Annotated in this window: 16 protein-coding genes; 4 read left to right on the top strand and 12 right to left on the bottom strand. The window is 48.4% G+C overall.

Annotated elements, in window-relative coordinates; translation table 11 throughout:
- Nucleotides 1–38: 38 nt before the first annotated feature.
- The 3 genes from JSY36_RS06190 to JSY36_RS06180 all read left to right on the top strand — a co-directional run bounded on the left by JSY36_RS06190 (nt 39) and on the right by JSY36_RS06180 (nt 3,914).
- The gene (locus JSY36_RS06190) at nt 39–1,472 is read left to right on the top strand and encodes a 4-hydroxyphenylacetate 3-hydroxylase N-terminal domain-containing protein (RefSeq protein WP_205165697.1); all 1,434 of its coding nucleotides are present in this window, start codon (nt 39–41) and stop codon (nt 1,470–1,472) included.
- A gap of 277 nt (nt 1,473–1,749) precedes the next feature.
- Nucleotides 1,750–2,877, top strand: coding sequence for a radical SAM/CxCxxxxC motif protein YfkAB (gene yfkAB / locus JSY36_RS06185; RefSeq protein WP_205165696.1), 1,128 nt, complete (start codon nt 1,750–1,752; stop codon nt 2,875–2,877).
- Nucleotides 2,878–3,089: 212 nt separating this feature from the next.
- Nucleotides 3,090–3,914: an AAC(3) family N-acetyltransferase gene (locus JSY36_RS06180; protein ID WP_205165695.1), complete on the top strand. Its 825-nt coding sequence runs from the start codon at nt 3,090–3,092 to the stop codon at nt 3,912–3,914.
- Nucleotides 3,915–4,406: 492 nt separating this feature from the next.
- Here the strand turns inward: JSY36_RS06180 and JSY36_RS06175 are convergent, their stop codons facing one another.
- The 3 genes from JSY36_RS06175 to JSY36_RS06165 all read right to left on the bottom strand — a co-directional run bounded on the left by JSY36_RS06175 (nt 4,407) and on the right by JSY36_RS06165 (nt 7,101).
- Entirely contained in the window at nt 4,407–5,219 is an 813-nt protein-coding gene (locus JSY36_RS06175; RefSeq protein WP_205165694.1) for a YfkD famly protein, read from the bottom strand.
- Nucleotides 5,220–5,297: 78 nt separating this feature from the next.
- A complete protein-coding gene (locus JSY36_RS06170; protein ID WP_236784581.1) occupies nt 5,298–6,662 on the bottom strand; it encodes an MATE family efflux transporter in 1,365 nt (454 codons plus the stop codon).
- Nucleotides 6,663–6,720: 58 nt separating this feature from the next.
- The gene (locus tag JSY36_RS06165; protein ID WP_205165693.1) at nt 6,721–7,101 is read right to left on the bottom strand and encodes an OsmC family protein; all 381 of its coding nucleotides are present in this window, start codon (nt 7,099–7,101) and stop codon (nt 6,721–6,723) included.
- Between the two features lie 353 nt (nt 7,102–7,454).
- Here JSY36_RS06165 and JSY36_RS06160 point away from each other — a divergent pair, with 353 nt between their 5' ends.
- Complete coding sequence (locus JSY36_RS06160) at nt 7,455–8,657, top strand: MFS transporter (RefSeq protein WP_205165692.1); 1,203 nt, start codon at nt 7,455–7,457, stop codon at nt 8,655–8,657.
- 568 nt (nt 8,658–9,225) lie between these two features.
- Here JSY36_RS06160 and JSY36_RS06155 read toward each other — a convergent pair.
- Genes JSY36_RS06155 through JSY36_RS06115 form a run of 9 tightly spaced genes read right to left on the bottom strand, consistent with a single transcriptional unit; the run spans nt 9,226 to nt 16,390 of the window.
- On the bottom strand, nt 9,226–10,506 hold the full coding sequence (locus JSY36_RS06155) for a TRAP transporter large permease (RefSeq protein WP_205165691.1): 1,281 nt from the start codon (nt 10,504–10,506) through the stop codon (nt 9,226–9,228).
- Nucleotides 10,503–10,982 carry a TRAP transporter small permease gene (locus JSY36_RS06150; RefSeq protein WP_205165690.1) on the bottom strand — a complete coding sequence of 160 codons (480 nt, stop codon included), beginning with the start codon at nt 10,980–10,982 and terminating at the stop codon, nt 10,503–10,505. The genes JSY36_RS06155 and JSY36_RS06150 overlap by 4 nt, the downstream gene beginning before the upstream one ends.
- Nucleotides 10,983–11,007: 25 nt before the next feature.
- Nucleotides 11,008–12,048: a TRAP transporter substrate-binding protein gene (locus JSY36_RS06145; protein ID WP_336511449.1), complete on the bottom strand. Its 1,041-nt coding sequence runs from the start codon at nt 12,046–12,048 to the stop codon at nt 11,008–11,010.
- Nucleotides 12,049–12,086: 38 nt separating this feature from the next.
- Entirely contained in the window at nt 12,087–12,617 is a 531-nt protein-coding gene (locus tag JSY36_RS06140) for an FAD synthetase family protein (RefSeq protein ID WP_205165689.1), read from the bottom strand.
- 15 nt (nt 12,618–12,632) lie between these two features.
- A complete protein-coding gene (locus JSY36_RS06135; protein WP_122901159.1) occupies nt 12,633–12,833 on the bottom strand; it encodes a 2-hydroxymuconate tautomerase in 201 nt (66 codons plus the stop codon).
- A 12-nt stretch (nt 12,834–12,845) separates the two neighbouring features.
- Nucleotides 12,846–13,625, bottom strand: coding sequence for a 2-keto-4-pentenoate hydratase (locus tag JSY36_RS06130; protein ID WP_236784579.1), 780 nt, complete (start codon nt 13,623–13,625; stop codon nt 12,846–12,848).
- Nucleotides 13,626–13,634: 9 nt separating this feature from the next.
- Nucleotides 13,635–14,654: a 4-hydroxy-2-oxovalerate aldolase gene (gene dmpG, locus JSY36_RS06125; protein WP_205165688.1), complete on the bottom strand. Its 1,020-nt coding sequence runs from the start codon at nt 14,652–14,654 to the stop codon at nt 13,635–13,637.
- 2 nt (nt 14,655–14,656) lie between these two features.
- Complete coding sequence (locus JSY36_RS06120; RefSeq protein WP_205165687.1) at nt 14,657–15,568, bottom strand: acetaldehyde dehydrogenase (acetylating); 912 nt, start codon at nt 15,566–15,568, stop codon at nt 14,657–14,659.
- Nucleotides 15,569–15,607: 39 nt separating this feature from the next.
- Entirely contained in the window at nt 15,608–16,390 is a 783-nt protein-coding gene (locus JSY36_RS06115; protein WP_205165686.1) for a 2-keto-4-pentenoate hydratase, read from the bottom strand.
- Nucleotides 16,391–16,403 lie beyond the last annotated feature (13 nt).

The raw sequence follows: 16,403 nt of genomic DNA, 5'->3' as shown, positions 1-16,403 counted from the left end.
AAACTATATATTATTTGACTCGGATAGAGGTGTTTGTCGTGGCAGTAATTTCAGGTGATGAGTATAAACAGCGGATCGACCGGCTACAGTCAGATGTATGGATTACCGGAAAAAAGATTGAGGGTCCCATTTCCCGGCATCCGGCATTTAAGGGAGCGATTCAGAGCCAGTCAGAGCTTTACGATCTTCAAAAAACTCCTGATTATTGTGATGTTTTTATCCATACTGACGAGTCGGGGCGTTCATTCGGCACGTCTTATCTGATTCCAAAAAGCCTTACGGACCTGGCGAAAAAGCGGAAGATGGTACAAATGCGGGCCCGGCACACGGGTGGATTGATGGGGAGAAGTCCGGATTACATGAACACGGTTCTGGCTGCCTTTCGAAGCTCTGTTCACATTCTTGAAGGGGAGGAAAACTGTTTTCCTGAAAATATCGTAAAACTTTATGAGCGAGCGACAGAACATGATTTTTCCTTTACTCATACGTTTATTAATCCTCAAAATAACCGGAGCCTTCTTGCGTTTATTGATGATGACCAGCCAAACGCCCGGGTGATTGACCGGACCGATGAGGGAATAGTGGTCCACGGTGCCAAACTCCTTGCGACACAGGGCGGGATGACGGACGAGATCATCGTTTTTTCCCCTCCTGGTGTGGTCGATCAGTCTCAGGCGTTTGCCTTTTCAATTCCCAGTGATACGAAGGGTCTCACCTTCGTGTGCCGCAAGTCATTTACTGGAAACGGATCAGGCTTCGACTCTCCGTTAAGTACACGGTTTGATGAAATGGACAGTCTCGTTATGTTTGACCATGTCGTTGTTCCATGGGAGCGGGTGTTTTACTACGATAACAATAAAGTGGCCAATGATTTTTTTACTGCAAGCAGTTTCGCTCCTTTTACCCTGCACCAGATTGTTTCCCGGCAGGTGGTGAAAACAGAGTTTGTTCTCGGAATTGCCCGGCTGATTGTGGACTCCATTAATATCTCGGAATATGAACACGTTCAGACGAAAATGACAGAGATCATTAAAGGACTGGAATGTGCACGAGCGCTTCTCATTCAGTCCGAGGTGGAGGCGGAAAAGGATGAGCGAGGTGTGATGATTCCAGGGTGCGGGCCTCTCTATGTGGCTGTGAATCTGTTTCAGGATACGTATCCACGCTTTGCTGAGATCATCCAGATTCTCGGCGCAAGCGGCATGGTCTGTCTTCCTGACGAGGGCCAGTTCGACTCTCCTATCGGGGAGGATTTATCGAGATACATGAAGGGGTGCGACATTGGAGGAAAAGAACGGGTGCACCTGTTTAACCTCGCGGCGGACTTGTGCATGAGTCAGTTTGGCAGCCGGCAGACGCTCTATGAACGGTTCTTTTTCGGGGATCCGGTCAGGCTGTCCAAAACAATTTACCAGGCTTACAACTTTGATGGTTACAAGACGTTTGCAAAGTCATTTTTGGAAAGAGAATAATGGTGGGTCCTGTGCGCAGGCGTGCATGGGGCTTTTTGTTTAGCTTGGTGGAGGGAAATGATGAATGTTTGTATGCTTATCATGAATTTTCTTTTATTATCATGAATCTTCTCCTTTTATCATGAATCCTCCCCCTTTTTCCCTGAAGCAGAATCGTTTTTCCTGAATCCACCGGCTATCAGGAACTCCCCCTCCCCGCCGTCACTGCTGAAAAATTCTCTCCTTAATCTACTGACAACCGCTCCTGCACCCTGTATGCTATGTAATGAAGGAGCGTATGAACATGACTACTTTTAAACCGATTACTCCTTCCCACGATCCGTGGGAAGCTTATGAAGACATAAAGCAATACGGGGAGATGCGTCTGACCAATGTGGAGCTTACTACAACCACCCTCTGCAACATGAGGTGCGAGCATTGTGCAGTAGGCTATACCCTCCAAGCAAAAGACCCGGATCCTCTTCCTCTTGAACTGCTTCTTAAGCGACTGGACGAAGTGGAGCATCTGAAAACACTGAGCATCACAGGCGGAGAGCCGATGCTCTCCATGAAGAGTGTGAAGGAATACGTTGTTCCACTCCTCCGCTATGCCCATGAGCGCGGCATCAGAACCCAGATTAACTCAAACCTTACCCTTCCGTTAAAGCGGTATGATTTAATCACACCTTATCTGGACGTGCTGCATATTTCCCACAACTACGGCAGTGTGGACGACTTTGTGGATATCGGCTTTGCCGTGATGGATAAAAAACCGACCCGGGAACAGCGTGAACGTTATTTTCACCGAATGGTTGAAAACAGTAAGGCCCTCACGAGTGCCGGCGTAATCGTATCTGCAGAAACGATGCTCAACAAGCGGACACTGCCGCACCTTGAGAGCATTCACGAGCAAATTGTGGAGATGGGGTGCCAGCGCCATGAAGTGCATCCGATGTACCCCTCAAGTTTTGCAAGTGCTCTTGAAACCGCAACCCTTCCTGATATTCGAAAAGGAATTCACCGCCTTCTGGATCACAAAAAAGAAGACGTTTGGATGCTGTTCGGGACGCTTCCGTTTTACGCCTGCAGCGACGACGAAGAAGACCTGGCTTTATTGAAGAGATTGTACGACACAGAAAATGTGACAGTCCGAAATGATCCGGACGGCCGGTCCCGGGTGAACTTGAACATCTTTGACGGAACGATCAACGTTACTGACTTTGCTGATGCACCGCCCCTTGGGAACATCGAAGACACGACACTTCAGGAAGCCTACGACACGTGGCGTGCAAGCAGCGTCTCCAAGTCCATCGACTGCCACTGCCCTGCGGTAAACTGTCTTGGACCGAACATTCTTGTAAAAGACGCCTATTATAAAGACATGGACTTTACGAAACGGGAATCCCGGATCGCATTCAGTAAATAAGAATCTTTTTCTTATAAATTTAGTGGATGGAGTGAAAAGCGGCGAGCTTTCACATCATGAATAAACGTCGAATTGCTTCATTTCAACGCAGAACCCAACTTCCAGGAGAGGCTGAAGTGATCCCGGCGGAAAGGGTCCGTCTGTAGCGGATTTTACCTTTTAAGAGCAACAATCTTTTTAATTTAAGAGTCATTAGAATCGAGGATAACGCTATGAGCTCAGAAAAACAAACCGTGTCAAAACTACATGAACCAAATACTGTTCTTTCATTACTAAAAGCGTTTCGTTCCATGGGTATTGAAAAAGGGGACAGTCTGATCGTCCATTCCTCCCTCAGCTCTCTAGGATGGGTTTCTGGAGGAGCGCAGGCCGTCGTTTTGGCTCTGATGGAAACGGTCGGTGAAGAAGGAACCCTTGTGATGCCCACTCAATCCTCGGATCTTTCAGACCCGATGCACTGGTGTGCCCCACCTGTTCCCCGGGAATGGTGGCAGACCATCCGTGACACGATACCCGCCTTCGATCCGCACTTAACACCAACGAGAGGAATGGGACGCATCGTGGAAGTGTTCCGATCCCATCCGGATGTTGTCCGGAGCAGCCACCCCCAGCACTCGTTCGCAGCCTGGGGAAAAAATAAAGACTGGATGGAGGCCCAGCCTCTCTCGTTCGGCCTCGGTCCCGATTCCCCTCTTCAAAAACTGTGCGACAATGACTGTAAGGTTCTTCTCCTAGGTGTGGGCTTTGACAGCAACACGTCCTTTCACTTGGCCGAATACCGGTTAAAGGACCCGGTCATTGACGTAAGCTCCGCACCTGTCATAATCGATGGGGAAAGACGCTGGGAATCCTTTGAAGACGTAGAGCATTACGAAGAGTGGTTCATCGAACTGGGCATTGCCTTTGAGAAAAGTACTTCCGTGAAGACCGGAAAAGTCGGAGCAGCAACAGCGAAGCTCTTCCCTGCAAGAGAGTCTGTTCATTTTGCCCGGGAATGGCTTCAGGTAAAGCGGGACAACCGGCCGAAAGACTTGTAAATCATTTTAAAGCCCTTGGGGATGCTGATCTCCAAGGGCTTTTTGTTGGGAACTTTTCTATGGCAGTTTTTTTAGCATAACCAGAGAAAGACTTGCTATTTGAAGGAGCACCATCGTAAACCCTGATGCTCTTTTTTACAGTTAGCCTGCTCTTTCTTACGGATAGAATCTTCTTTTCTACAGTTAGTCCCCCTCTTTCTACGGTTAAACAGCACAATTCTACGGTTAGCTTCCTTTTCCACCTCAATCGAACAAAAACACAAGCTCATCATAATATCTGAATACGATCAATGGGAAATTTGGAAGGAACAATGTAAAAAGTAGGAATTAAACGGCTTTCTCCTCTTTATTAACGGCTTGGGGGACGGTTATTAACGGCTTGAAAACGGCCATTAACGGCTTCCCCCTTCCATTTAACGGTTTAGACCCACAACAACCACCAACCCCGCCATCCCACAAAGAAACGGCCCCACTAAAGGAGCCGCCTTCCTCTTATTTCGGATGGTTGGCCGTGATGAACTTGAAGTCAAGATAGTCCTGAATTGGAATCCACGCGCCGATGCCCTGCTGGGTGACGTTTTTCACTTCGAGCCAGCGTTTGTCGCCTTTCATGCGGAGATACACTTCTCCGTAGGTGACTTTTCCTTTTTCGTTTACGGCAGGAACATACGCATACAGATAACCGACGTTTTTCGTTGGAATGTTATACGTGCGCTCCACCTTTGTGCCGTAGCCGATGACCGTGTGAAAGCTCAGCGGCAGCTTCGTTTTTTCCCCTGCCTCAAGCATCATCATTTTCTGGACCATGTCGGCGTTTGGAATGTCGGCAGTCAGTCCGCCTTTGATTTTCTTCTGCTGTTCCTGGTTAAAAGAGATCGGCTTTACTGCTGTGCCGCCGCGGTTATCCTGATAATTCGTATTTACCTTCTCGAACTCCCAGTTTACCGTTGTTTCATCGGAATCGTATGCCAGGGGCCACTGTCCGAGAAAAATCGACACATTCATTCCAAGAGCGAGCTTTGATCCTTTTATGGTCGATTCGTTAAACATTTTAATCAGATCGGGATTTTCAATTTTAATATCCGTCGTGCTCAGTAATTCCGAAGCCAGATCGCTCGGATGAAGGCGCGGAAGATCCTGCGTCGGATTTGGATAAGTATTTTCCTTCGAGATATTCATGGCAGAGCCCGGAACAATGTTTTCATCCTGCTTCGGCTGTTCGGCCTCTCCTTCTGCAAAAGCATAGGTCGAGAAACTGAGTAAACAAATCATCACTGCAAGTGTTAATAAGATCAGTCGTTTCATGGTGTCCTCCTTAAGATATCTTCGTAAGTGTAGTTTTTCTTGGAAAAATAAAAAATATCCAAACACCATGAAACAGTCTTATTTTTCTATCCCCTCATTCTCATCATCCAGGATCTTAATCTCACGCCATTTACCGAAATAGTAATAGCCGACAGCGATCACACTGCTGATCACAAAGCTTACGGCCATCCCAATCGGAATCCCCTTCTCACCGTACAGGCTGGAAAAAAGCAGTGTCATCGGGTAGCGTAATATCCAAAACGAAATGGTATTCAGTACAAACACCTGAAACATCGCCCCCGCAGCCCGGACAATCCCGTTCAGGACGAAGTTGATCCCCAGAAACGGATAAAAGAATGCGACGGTTTTGACATAAGTGGCACCGAATTCCACCGTTGCCGGATCGTCTACAAACAACGCAATAAGAAATTCGGCACTGAAAAATACGACTGCCCCGATGGAGAACGACACAAGGAGAATGAGAACCATTCCGCTCCGGGTTATATCAGACACCCTCTCCCAGAGCCTGGCCCCGATATTTTGCCCGGCCATGCTGTTCACAGCGGAACCGAGGGTAAATGCCGGCAGCATAATCAGGCTGTCGAGACGCTGGGCAGCGCCGAAACCGGCGACGACTTCTTCCCCGAAGTTGGTAACAACGGTCATGATCGCCAGCACACCGCCGGAAATTACCATCATGGAAAGCCCTGACGGAAGCCCGAGCTTAAAGATCATTTTTAAGTATTTCACCTGCGGAATTGACGGCTTCGTGAACGGAACCCCTGCCTTCGCGATCGAATAGATAAGCCCGTACACAAAAGCGGTTCCCTGTGACACAATCGTCGAGTAGGCAGCGCCGCTGATGCCCATATCCAATACCGAGATAAATACCGGCGTTAATATGATGTTCAAAATTACGGCAAGAAGCACAAACCGGACAGGCGTCTTACTGTCTCCCAGCGCCCTCAGTACAGTGGCAATAAAGTTATAGCCAAATAAAAACACTATCCCTATAAAGTTAATCTGTAGATATGTGATGGCCAGAGGCAGGATTCCCTCCGGCGTTCCCATCCATCTGAGGATGGAGCCCGACAGGAAGAAGCCGACAATTCCCATCACAATGGTCATGGAACCCAAAACCACAACAAAAGCGTTCAACGATCTTTTCAGTCCTTCTTCATCATTGGCACCTTTTCGCTGGGACAAAACCGTCAGAGCGGCCGTGTTGAGGCCGATAATAAACGAAAGGATCGTGAAGATAACGGTCCCGGAAATGGCAATCGCCCCGAGGGCATTAGCCCCGAGCAGGTTTCCTACCCACAGGCTGTCAATGATCTGATAGGACGTCTGCAGCATGTTGGTTAAAAAAATCGGAGCCGAGAAGAAGATCATTTTCTTCATAATACTGCCTTCAGTAAAATCATACTGCTTGTTCGCCTGCAAGATTCAGTCACCTCGTTTCGAAAAAAGAAGGAAGGGGAGCCCCCTTCCTAAAAACCATTTACACTAGTGTAAACGTTTCTTCCAATTCCACTCGTCCTTCGACGGTCTGGGCCATCGGGCAGTTTTTGCGGGCAAGATCGATCGCTTTCTCCACACGGGATTCTTTTAACTCTTCCCCTTTAATCGTATAGTGAAGGGCGATTTTAGTAAGCCGGTTTGCTTCCGAAGGCTCACGGGTGACGTCTGCCTCAATTTGAATATCCTCCACCTTCATTCGCTGCTTCTCCATCACCTTTCTCAGCACGCCGCCGCTGCATACGGCAATGGCACTGACCATAAGCTGATAGGGGCGATACCCGTATTCTTCGTTTCCTGAAACGGTTAGCTTTCCGTATTCAGTTTCTGTTTCAAATGCGTTTTCTCCCATCGAAAATTTCATCTCTGCATCCCATCCTAACTGATTAGAAGTCTCGCTTTATTTTACCCTCTTTTTGTCCTCTCCGTCACGCGAAGCGGATTGGTGTTTGCGAGTGAGTCACTTAGATCCCAGCTTAGATTTCCAGTAATCTTGATGAGGATCTGGTTATCTTAACAAAAAACGTGCATAAATTAATATTCGTCCGTAATAAATCCACCCAAACCGGTCAAATCTTAACACGAACCCTCATAACCTCCCCCATTAACGGACGTTCCGCTCCCTCCAAGCCTTTTTTGATTTCCCATAAAAAATCATTTGCAAACCGAAATAAACCGTCTACAATGGAAAAGGATTGTTTGAAGGGAGGCAGCAAAATGGAACAAACAGCACAGCCGGTTAACAACCCTGTATTCAGGTATTGGGTTCTAGTAGGGATGGTTCTCATTGCCGGGTTTTCACAGGGAATGCTGCTGCCGGTTCTTGCGGTTATGCTTGAGAATGCCGGAATCGCATCCTCTGCGAACGGTCTGAACGCAGCCGCTCTTTATATTGGTATTTTACTGATTTCACCGTTTATTGAACGTCCCGTCCGGACGTTTGGATATAAGCCGGTTATTATTACCGGCCTTTTGTTAGTCACTGTTTCACTTATTCTTTTTCCTTTCTGGCAGGCTTTCTGGTTCTGGTTTATCCTGAGAATCATTGTCGGCGTAGGGGACAACCTGATTCACTTTTCCACGCAGGTGTGGATCAGTACAACCAGTTCAAAGGAAAAGCGGGGGCGTCAGCTGTCCATTTACGGACTGGCCTTTGGTATGGGATTCGGTCTCGGACCGCTGATGACGAGTCTCTTAAGCGTGAACGAGTTTCTGCCGTTTATCATTGCGTCTTCCACAAGCTTCATTGCGTGGATCTTCATTTTGTTTTTAAGAAATGAATGGCCCGATAACGAGATCGAAACGGCAGCTAAAATGGGAACGATGGGACGCTACAAAAAAGTGGTGAAACTGGCATGGTTTGCGTTTCTGCCAAGCTTTTGCTTTGGTTATCTTGAGGCATCCCTGCACGGAAACTACCCTGTATATGCACTCCGGGCAGGGATTGATATTGAATGGGCGGCCGTGCTTCTCTCAAGCTTTGTGTTCGGAAGCCTGTTTACCCAGATCCCGCTCGGCATGCTCAGTGACCGGGTCGGCCGGAGCAAGGTGCTCAGGGTGATTATCTTCTTCGGTCTGATTGCGTTTCTGTCCATGAGTACGGCGGAACAGAACATGTGGGTTCTCCTCACTTGCTTCATCATCGCCGGAATGCTTCTCGGTTCTCTGTTTTCCCTCGGGATTGCCTACATGGCTGACCTTCTCCCAAGTTCTCTTTTACCAACGGGGAACGTGATGATGGCCGTTTTGTTTGCCCTTGGAAGTATGACAGGGCCTCTGGCCGGCGGTTTTTTCATTGAACTCATCGGGGACGGGGCGATCTACTATTCCATCAGCGGCATGCTTCTTCTCATGCTGATTGCAGGCTTTATTTTCGACCGGACGACGGGGAAAAATCAGGAAAAAAGCGAAGCGGCTTAACACAAACAAACAGCCCCTCCATCAAAAGGAGAGGCTGTTTGTTTACTTAGCAAAACTTATTTGACCTTCCATGCCTTTCCCTTTCCGTGGAGGTGTCATCAAGGCTCTTCAAGCTACAAGACGTCATAAAAATATTCTTAGGAGAGTCAGGTGTTAATTTCCGCTCATTGCACTTTCCGCGGGGGCACCGGTGAGCCTCCTGAAATTTTATACCTGCTTCTTCCTCTGCCAGTAACGCTACGTAGATATATGCGTCGAAGCAAACTCGCAGCATACTCCCGCAGGAGTGTCGCGCATTCGCTCCAATTAAGAATTTTATACAACAATGACGGTTTAAAACTTCATAAAAACTAAGTCTGTTTAGATTAAGTTTTTTAATAACGGTTGTGATGAAATTTACCATTTTTTCTACAAAAAGTCTCGAAATGGTAAAAGTTAATTTTAGAGAGCTTGACTTTTTCAGTGCCCTCCTCCGCACTAACCCTGGCGCCTACTCCCACAGAAATCTCAGGCAATCCGGCTGCATCAGCACACTTCTCGCAAGAAAGCTCTTAAGAACCACCTTCTCCTAATGCCCCATCATACGCGGGATAAATAAAACCGCATCCTCCCAGTATGTAATCACGATCAAAATCAAAATCCCCATCCCCAGAAAAGGCAGAATCGACTTAACAAGGCTTTCGAACCTGACCTCTGCTATGGAGGATACAATAAACAGCCCTGTTCCGACCGGCGGTGTAAGAAGGCCGATAGTCAAATTGATACAGATAATCACCCCGAAGTGAATCGGATCGATCCCAAACGCAATTACAAGGGGCATCAGCACCGGAAGCAGGATAACAAGCGCTGCTATCCCATCCAGTATTGCCCCTAAAAGCAGCAGCATCAGGTTAAGGAGAAGCAAAAACGCAATCGGATTATCCGTAAGGGAGAGCATCCCGTTTACAATCATCTGCGGAATCTGTTCAAAGGCAATCATCCATCCGAAAATATTGGCCATAGCGATCAAAAATGTTACTGTCGCCGTGCTGACAACCGTGCTGTATAAAATCGAGGGTGCTTTTCGAAGCTTCAGTTCTTTGTACCAGAACGTCCCGATCAGATAGGCAATAAAGCACGCAATCGCAGCCGATTCTGTGGCGGTAAATGCTCCGCTCAAAATTCCGTATACAATCACAAACGGAACAAGAAGGGCCGGGAGCACATTGACTGCACTTTTCAGCATCTCCCGGACCGGTGCCCGTTCACTTTTCGGGAAGCTGTATTTGTAACCGAGGAGGGCAATAACAGTAATAAACCCAGCACCGTAGATGAGACCCGGTATGATCCCAGCCATAAACAAGCCGCCGATGGATGTCCCCGACAGTGTGCCGTAGATGATAAAAATCATACTCGGCGGAATGATCGGTGCCACGATGGAAGAAGACAGTGTCAGGGCAGCGGAAAAATCTTTCCTGTACCCCTCCTTTTCCATCTGAGGGACCATCACTTTACTCATCATCGCCGCCTGGGCATTGGCGGAACCGAGAATAGACGCAAGAAACATGTTGGAAATGACCGTTACGTAAGCCAGTCCCCCTCGGACGTGGCCGATAATAACACGTGTAAACTTTACAAGGCGCGAGGTGATTCCACCGCCATTCATGAGCTCCCCTGCCAGCATAAACAAAGGAATTGCCAGGAGTCCGAAGTTTTCCAGCCCAGAAAACAGCCGCATCGGTGTGGACTCAAGAAGCATGGGATTTCCAGCCAGGATAAAATACAAGACTGTTGTAATCCCCAACACGAGAGAGATTGGAATTCCGATCAGAAGAAACGCAAAGAAAAGGATAACAAGCAGTAATGTCATTTTGCTTCTCCCTCCTTTACGATGGTTGTCAGGTTCGCTGTAATATGTACAAAAGCACAGGCAAAGCCAAGAGGAACCACGGTATAAGGGATCCACATGGGGATATTAACCGAATTTGCCCGCTGATAGCTGACCCCTGATGATGTAATCCACTTCATGCTGTAATAAAGCATCAAAAGAAGAAACGAAATCATGATCAGGTGCCCGATGATGTGCAGCACTTTTTTCACCAAAAACGGCACATTGTCCAAAAGTATCGTCACAGAGGCCTGGGACTTGTATTTAAGCCCCAGGCTTCCGCCGATAAAGGTAATCCAGATTAACAGGAAGATGGAGATTTCCCCCACCCATGACAAGGGAGCATTTAAGAAATACCTGAACAGCACCGATGTTGTCATGAAAACTGCCATGAAGAAGATGAGAACAATAGCGAGACCTTTTTCGAATTTTGCAATGCCAGCACTGAGTGTATTCAAGGAAAAGCTCCCCTTTCTCTCTCTGTTATCTGAATGTGTCGATGAATTCCTTAATCAGTTCGTCACTTGGTCCGTACGTCTCATCGAACTGCTCAATCTGTTCTGCAAAAACGTCCCGATCAAGCTCGTAGATGGTCATACCTTCATCCATCAGCTGCTGCTTGAACTCTTCTTCCTGACTTGCCCGTTTTGTTACAGCGTGATCGGCAGCCGCTTCAAGAGCGTCTTGGACGATCTGCTGATCTTCTTCAGGCATGCCTTCAAATAAGTCCTGGTTGGCAATGGCGACCGCCGGCCAGACCATGTGGTTCGTTACCGCCCCGTAATCAACGACTTCAAAATAGTTGTTTGTAATTGTGGCATCAAGGTCCATATCCATACCATCGATCACGCCTGTTTGAACGGCTGCATAAACTTCAGGCAGCGGCAGCCCTTCTGAAGCAGCTCCCGTGAATCGGTAGAAATCCTGCATCGGCGGACTTGGTGTCACGCGAAGCGTCATCCCCTGCATATCTTCAGGAGTTCGTACTTCTTTATCTTTAAACAGCATGACCCGCTGGCCGGCAAACAGGTAATCAAGACCCGTAAGCCCCTGCTCGTCCAGCGTATCGAGAATCTTCCTTGCTACATCGGACTTTCGTGCTTCGTGGGCTTCTTCCAGTGAATCAAAGGCATAAGGGGTAAACCAGGCCGCAAACGGGTTTGATCTGGAGCTCATGTAGGCTGCCGTGATGAAACCAAAGTCTACAGAACCGGATTCAATCTGCTGTACCATGTCAGCCTCTGTTCCTAACTGACTTGCAGGGTAAATTTCAAGTGACATCCGGCCGTCAGAGCGTTCATCGAGCTCTTCCCCGAATTTTTCAGCAGCCTCATGCCACATATGGGATGTAGGTGTAATGTGAGCCAGCTTAAACGAATACGTTTCTTCAGAGCCTCCGCCATTGTCGTTTCCGTTACTTGCATCAGCTGTCGCATCTTCATCTCCGTCATCTCCACAGGCTGCCAGTACGATTACCAAAACGGCCATCAACATTAACGTAAGTAAATGCTTAACATGTTTCACTTTGTTTCCCCCCAATTTAATTAGTCAGACGGTCAATCCTATACAGGCCAGCCCAGAAGGGTTACCGCCTCTTTTCTTTTTCCGGTCTTCATCAGCCCCCTGATTCTTGTGGATGAAATGACCGCCCCCTTGTCACAGCAGATGGTCTCTGCTTTATTGACAATATAATGAGTGCTTAACAAACCCACATCGCCTGCTCTGTTTTTTCCGAAGCGAAAGTCTCCTCCCACGTAAATTTCACGCGGGGAAAAAACAGACAGGTCCAGAATAAATTGTGACGCTGTTCTCTCTGTATACGCCCGGTCAAAGCTGGCCACGATCACTTTATCAACGCCCAGCTTCTTTATTCTTCTTACCTTTTCACCGACAGGCGTCAGTACATCCGCTGCTCTGAAAAACGCCTTTGGAGGAGGATCAAACGTGAATACGGCACTCGGGATCCCGAGCAGCTCACTTTTTCTGATCATCTTCCGGATGATTTCCTGATGCCCCCGGTGAACGCCGTCAAAAGCCCCTATCGCCATGACACAGCCGGCCTCTTTCGTGCAGGCGTTTCCATATACGTTCATGATGCAGACCCCCGCTTACGTTGATTCTTTCATCTCTGCTGCTTTTGATATCCCGTTCGAACCCCAGTTTTCGTGCGGCATTTCATGAAGCAGCACCTTCACTCTTTCTCCGGGAACATCAAGGTTTTCGCTGATTGCAGTTGTAATATCCTGAATCAGATGCTGTTTCTGTTCCCGGCTTCTTCCTTCAAGAATATGAATGTGTGCAATGGGCACCGTTTTCGCCTCCTACTTGCTCAGGCTCATGGAAAGAGTTCCGAGCCCCTCGTAATCTACAAGAATCTCATCCCCTTCTTCCACATTCACAGCTTCTGTAAATCCACCTGTAAGAACAACCATCCCGGCTTTAAGGCCAAGGTCTTCTTTATGCAACATGTTCACAAGTTCAGCTACGGACCTTACTGGATGACCGAGAACGTCAGATCCGACACCTTCGTGCTGTACTTCGCCGTTCTTCAGGATTGTAACGCCCATCTTATCCCACGCCTTCTCATACGGTGAAAAAGCCTGATCACCGAGGAGGAATTTGGTTGACGATGCGTTGTCCGCCACTACATCCTCAAGCGTAAAGCTGAAGTTGCGGTAGCGGCTGTCGATCACTTCAATTGCCGGCAGTACGCACTCCGTAGCCATCCATACGTCCCGTGGCCTGATGTTTTCCCCTTTCAGGTCTTTCTTTAAAATAAACGCCAGTTCCGGCTCCACTTTCGGATGAATCAGCCCTTCCATTGAAAGAACAGAGCTGTTCATTTCCATCGAAGACGTGAGTCGTCCGTAAATCGGCTCCTCAACACCCACCATCTTTTGTTTGGCTGCGCTGGTGAGCCCCATTTTCCAGCCAATCAGACTGTCGCCGCGGCTGGCCGCCTCTTCCATACAGATTTTCTGAATCTTGTAGGCGTCTTCCACTTTTAATGAAGGGTAGGAGAGGGTTACCTTGTCCATCTCCCTGCCTTGCTGCTGGTGTTCATCAATATGTCTTGCAATCTCCTGAAGATCCATTGCCATGCCCCTTTCCTAAATCAATGCCTCTTTCTTTTTTGCCAGATTCTGAGCCACATCCACAATCATGTCTTCTTGTCCCCCGACCACTTTCTGCCTGCCCAGTTCGACTAAAATTTCCCGGATATCCAGGTTGTATTTTTGCGCCGCTCTTTCAGAATGAAGCAAAAAGCTTGAATACACACCCGCATAGCCGAGGATAAGACTTCCTTTTTCAATCTCCTGCGGCTTGGGGAGAATCGGAGCGACAATGTCCTGTGCCAGATCCATCATGGTGGAGAGATCTACTCCTGTGTTAATGTCCATCTTATCCAGAACGGCCACCATGACTTCCGTCTGTGTGTTCCCGGCGCCGGCACCTAACGATCGGATGCTTCCGTCGAGATAGGTGGTACCTGCTTCCATGGCTGCTAATGAGTTGGCCATGGCAAGAGACAGGTTGTTGTGGCCGTGAAAACCGATATTAATTCTAAGGGACTGACGGAGAGCCTTGATTCGTTCAGTCACTTGATGGGGAAGCAGTGTCCCGGCTGAATCGACAACATAGACCGTATCAGCTCCGTAGCTTTCCATCAGTCTGGCCTGCGTGACAAGCTCTTCGACCGGTGCCATATGAGCCATCATGAGAAAACCGACTGTTTCCATACCGAGATCCCTGGCCATATGAATGTGCTGCTTTGATACGTCTGCTTCGGTGACGTGGGTGGCTATCCGCGCCATTTTCGCCCCTGCCTCTTCTGCCGCTTTCAGTTCATGAACGGTCCCAATTCCTGGAAGAAGAAGGACGGCAATTTTTGATCTGCTGCACACAGAAGCAGCTGCACGGATCAGCTCCAGCTCATCTGTTGCCGAACGGCCGTACTGTAACGATGAGCCCCCGAGTCCGTCCCCGTGAGCGACTTCGATATAAGGAACATTTGCTTCATCAAGTCCCCGGGCGATGCGCGTTACCTGATCGACCGTGTACTGATGGGCCATGGCATGACTGCCGTCCCGAAGCGCCACTTCTGTTATATACACATCCCGTTTATTCATACTTACTGCCTCCCCGCTGTTTTTGCTTTACCAGTGGATGTCTGACCCAGCTTGGATAAGGCAATTTCTTCAGCTACTTTTACGGCAGCCGCTGTCATGATATCGAGGTTTCCAGAGTAGCTTTCCAGATAGTCTCCAGCCCCCTCCACTTCAATAAAGACGGTCACTCTGTTTTCATCAAACACAGGTTCTGACCGGAGCCTGTAGCCCGGCACGTAGCGCTGTACTTCCTGAACCATGGCCGCAACTGACTCTGTTACTGCCTCTTTATCCATGGCTCCTTCACTCACTTCACAGTAAACCGTGTCCCTCATGATGATCGGAGGCTCTGCAGGATTTAAAATAATGATGGCTTTGCCTTTTCTGGCTCCGCCGATCGTTTCAATCCCTTTTCTCGTGGTGATCGTAAACTCATCAATATTTGCCCGGGTACCGGGTCCCGCACTTTTACTTGCGATCGTCGCTACAATTTCCGCGTAATCTACAGGTGCAACCCGGTTTACGGCATGTACGACCGGAATTGTCGCCTGGCCTCCGCACGTGATCATATTTACAACTGCCTCGTCACTGAAGTCATCCATATTCACCGGTGGTACCACTGACGGCCCTACGGCAGCCGGGGTTAAATCAATCAGCTGTTTACCGGACCCCTTTAACGCTTCCACGTGTTTCACATGGGCTTTTGCAGAAGTAGCATCAAACAGAATGTCTGCAAGTTCCGGCCTTTCGAGAAATCCGTCAATGCCGTTTACGATTACTTTCAGTCCGTTTGCCTTCGCACGCTTCAGCCCGTCCGAATGACGGTCGATGCCGATCATGGTCGTGACTTCCAGTATTTTTGAACGCATCAGTTTCATAAGGAGGTCTGTTCCGATATTTCCTGATCCTATGATGCCGACCTTCACTTTTTCCAAACAGGCACACTCCAATCTGTTATGTTTTCTATCTCTCATTTACGGTCCGAATGTAACCTTTACCGTCCCCAGCTGATCAAACTCAGCATGGAAGGTGTCTCCCGGCTCCATATCCACTGCCGCAGACAGGGCTCCGGATAAAATAATGTCCCCGGCTTTTAAGGAAGACCCCAGTTCATGCAGCTTCTCTCCAAGCCATGCCACACAGGCAGCCGGGTGTCCGAGAACGTCTTTTCCGGATCCTTCATTTACAAATTCTCCGTTTTTATAAGCCCTCATCGTAAGTTCCTCAAGATTCACGTCGTCTGTGTTAAACGGCGTATTCCCGAGAACGAAAAGGCCTGACGAGGCATTGTCTGCGATCGTATCGGGGAGCTTGATTTTCCAGTCGGCAATCCGACTGTCAACGATTTCGATGGCCGGTACCACATATGCGGTCGCTTTGAGAACATCGTCAACGGTGATCGCTTTCTTTGCAAGGTCCTCTTTAAGGACAAACGCAACTTCAGCCTCGGCCTTTGGCTGCATCACATGTTTAAAGGAGACCACGCCTTCGTTTTCGATTTTCATCGTATCCAAAAGATGGCCGTAATCAGGCTCGTCCACACCGAGAAGCTTCTGCATCGCTGCCGACGTGAGGCCGATTTTTCTCCCTACGACCCGGTTTCCAGATGCCACTTTTCGTTTGATCGTTTCCATCTGTACCCCGTATGCTTCTTCAATACTGAGTTCAGGATTAATTTCCGTGAGCGGCTGGATGCCGTTTCTCTTTTTTTCCGCTTCCAGCAGGCAGTCGGCGTATTCCTTTACTTTCAGACTCATAGGTGAGTCACCT

The sequence above is a fragment of the Alteribacter salitolerans genome, from assembly GCF_016901055.1.
Classification (GTDB): Bacteria; Bacillota; Bacilli; order Bacillales; family Salisediminibacteriaceae; genus Alteribacter; species Alteribacter keqinensis.
The sequence above is the reverse complement of the archived record's forward strand: the minus strand, read 5'-3'. Positions and strand labels throughout refer to the sequence as shown.

What these genes read in the sequence shown, in the direction of transcription:
- JSY36_RS06160 (WP_205165692.1), top strand. Translation starts at nt 7,455, where the DNA reads ATGGAACAAACAGCACAGCCGGTTAACAACCCTGTATTCAGGTATTGG.
- JSY36_RS06130 (WP_236784579.1), bottom strand. Translation starts at nt 13,625, where the DNA reads ATGGCAATGGATCTTCAGGAGATTGCAAGACATATTGATGAACACCAG.
- JSY36_RS06175 (WP_205165694.1), bottom strand. Translation starts at nt 5,219, where the DNA reads ATGAAACGACTGATCTTATTAACACTTGCAGTGATGATTTGTTTACTC.
- JSY36_RS06155 (WP_205165691.1), bottom strand. Translation starts at nt 10,506, where the DNA reads ATGACATTACTGCTTGTTATCCTTTTCTTTGCGTTTCTTCTGATCGGA.
- JSY36_RS06180 (WP_205165695.1), top strand. Translation starts at nt 3,090, where the DNA reads ATGAGCTCAGAAAAACAAACCGTGTCAAAACTACATGAACCAAATACT.
- yfkAB (WP_205165696.1), top strand. Translation starts at nt 1,750, where the DNA reads ATGAACATGACTACTTTTAAACCGATTACTCCTTCCCACGATCCGTGG.
- dmpG (WP_205165688.1), bottom strand. Translation starts at nt 14,654, where the DNA reads ATGAATAAACGGGATGTGTATATAACAGAAGTGGCGCTTCGGGACGGC.
- JSY36_RS06115 (WP_205165686.1), bottom strand. Translation starts at nt 16,390, where the DNA reads ATGAGTCTGAAAGTAAAGGAATACGCCGACTGCCTGCTGGAAGCGGAA.
- JSY36_RS06165 (WP_205165693.1), bottom strand. Translation starts at nt 7,101, where the DNA reads ATGAAATTTTCGATGGGAGAAAACGCATTTGAAACAGAAACTGAATAC.
- JSY36_RS06140 (WP_205165689.1), bottom strand. Translation starts at nt 12,617, where the DNA reads ATGAACGTATATGGAAACGCCTGCACGAAAGAGGCCGGCTGTGTCATG.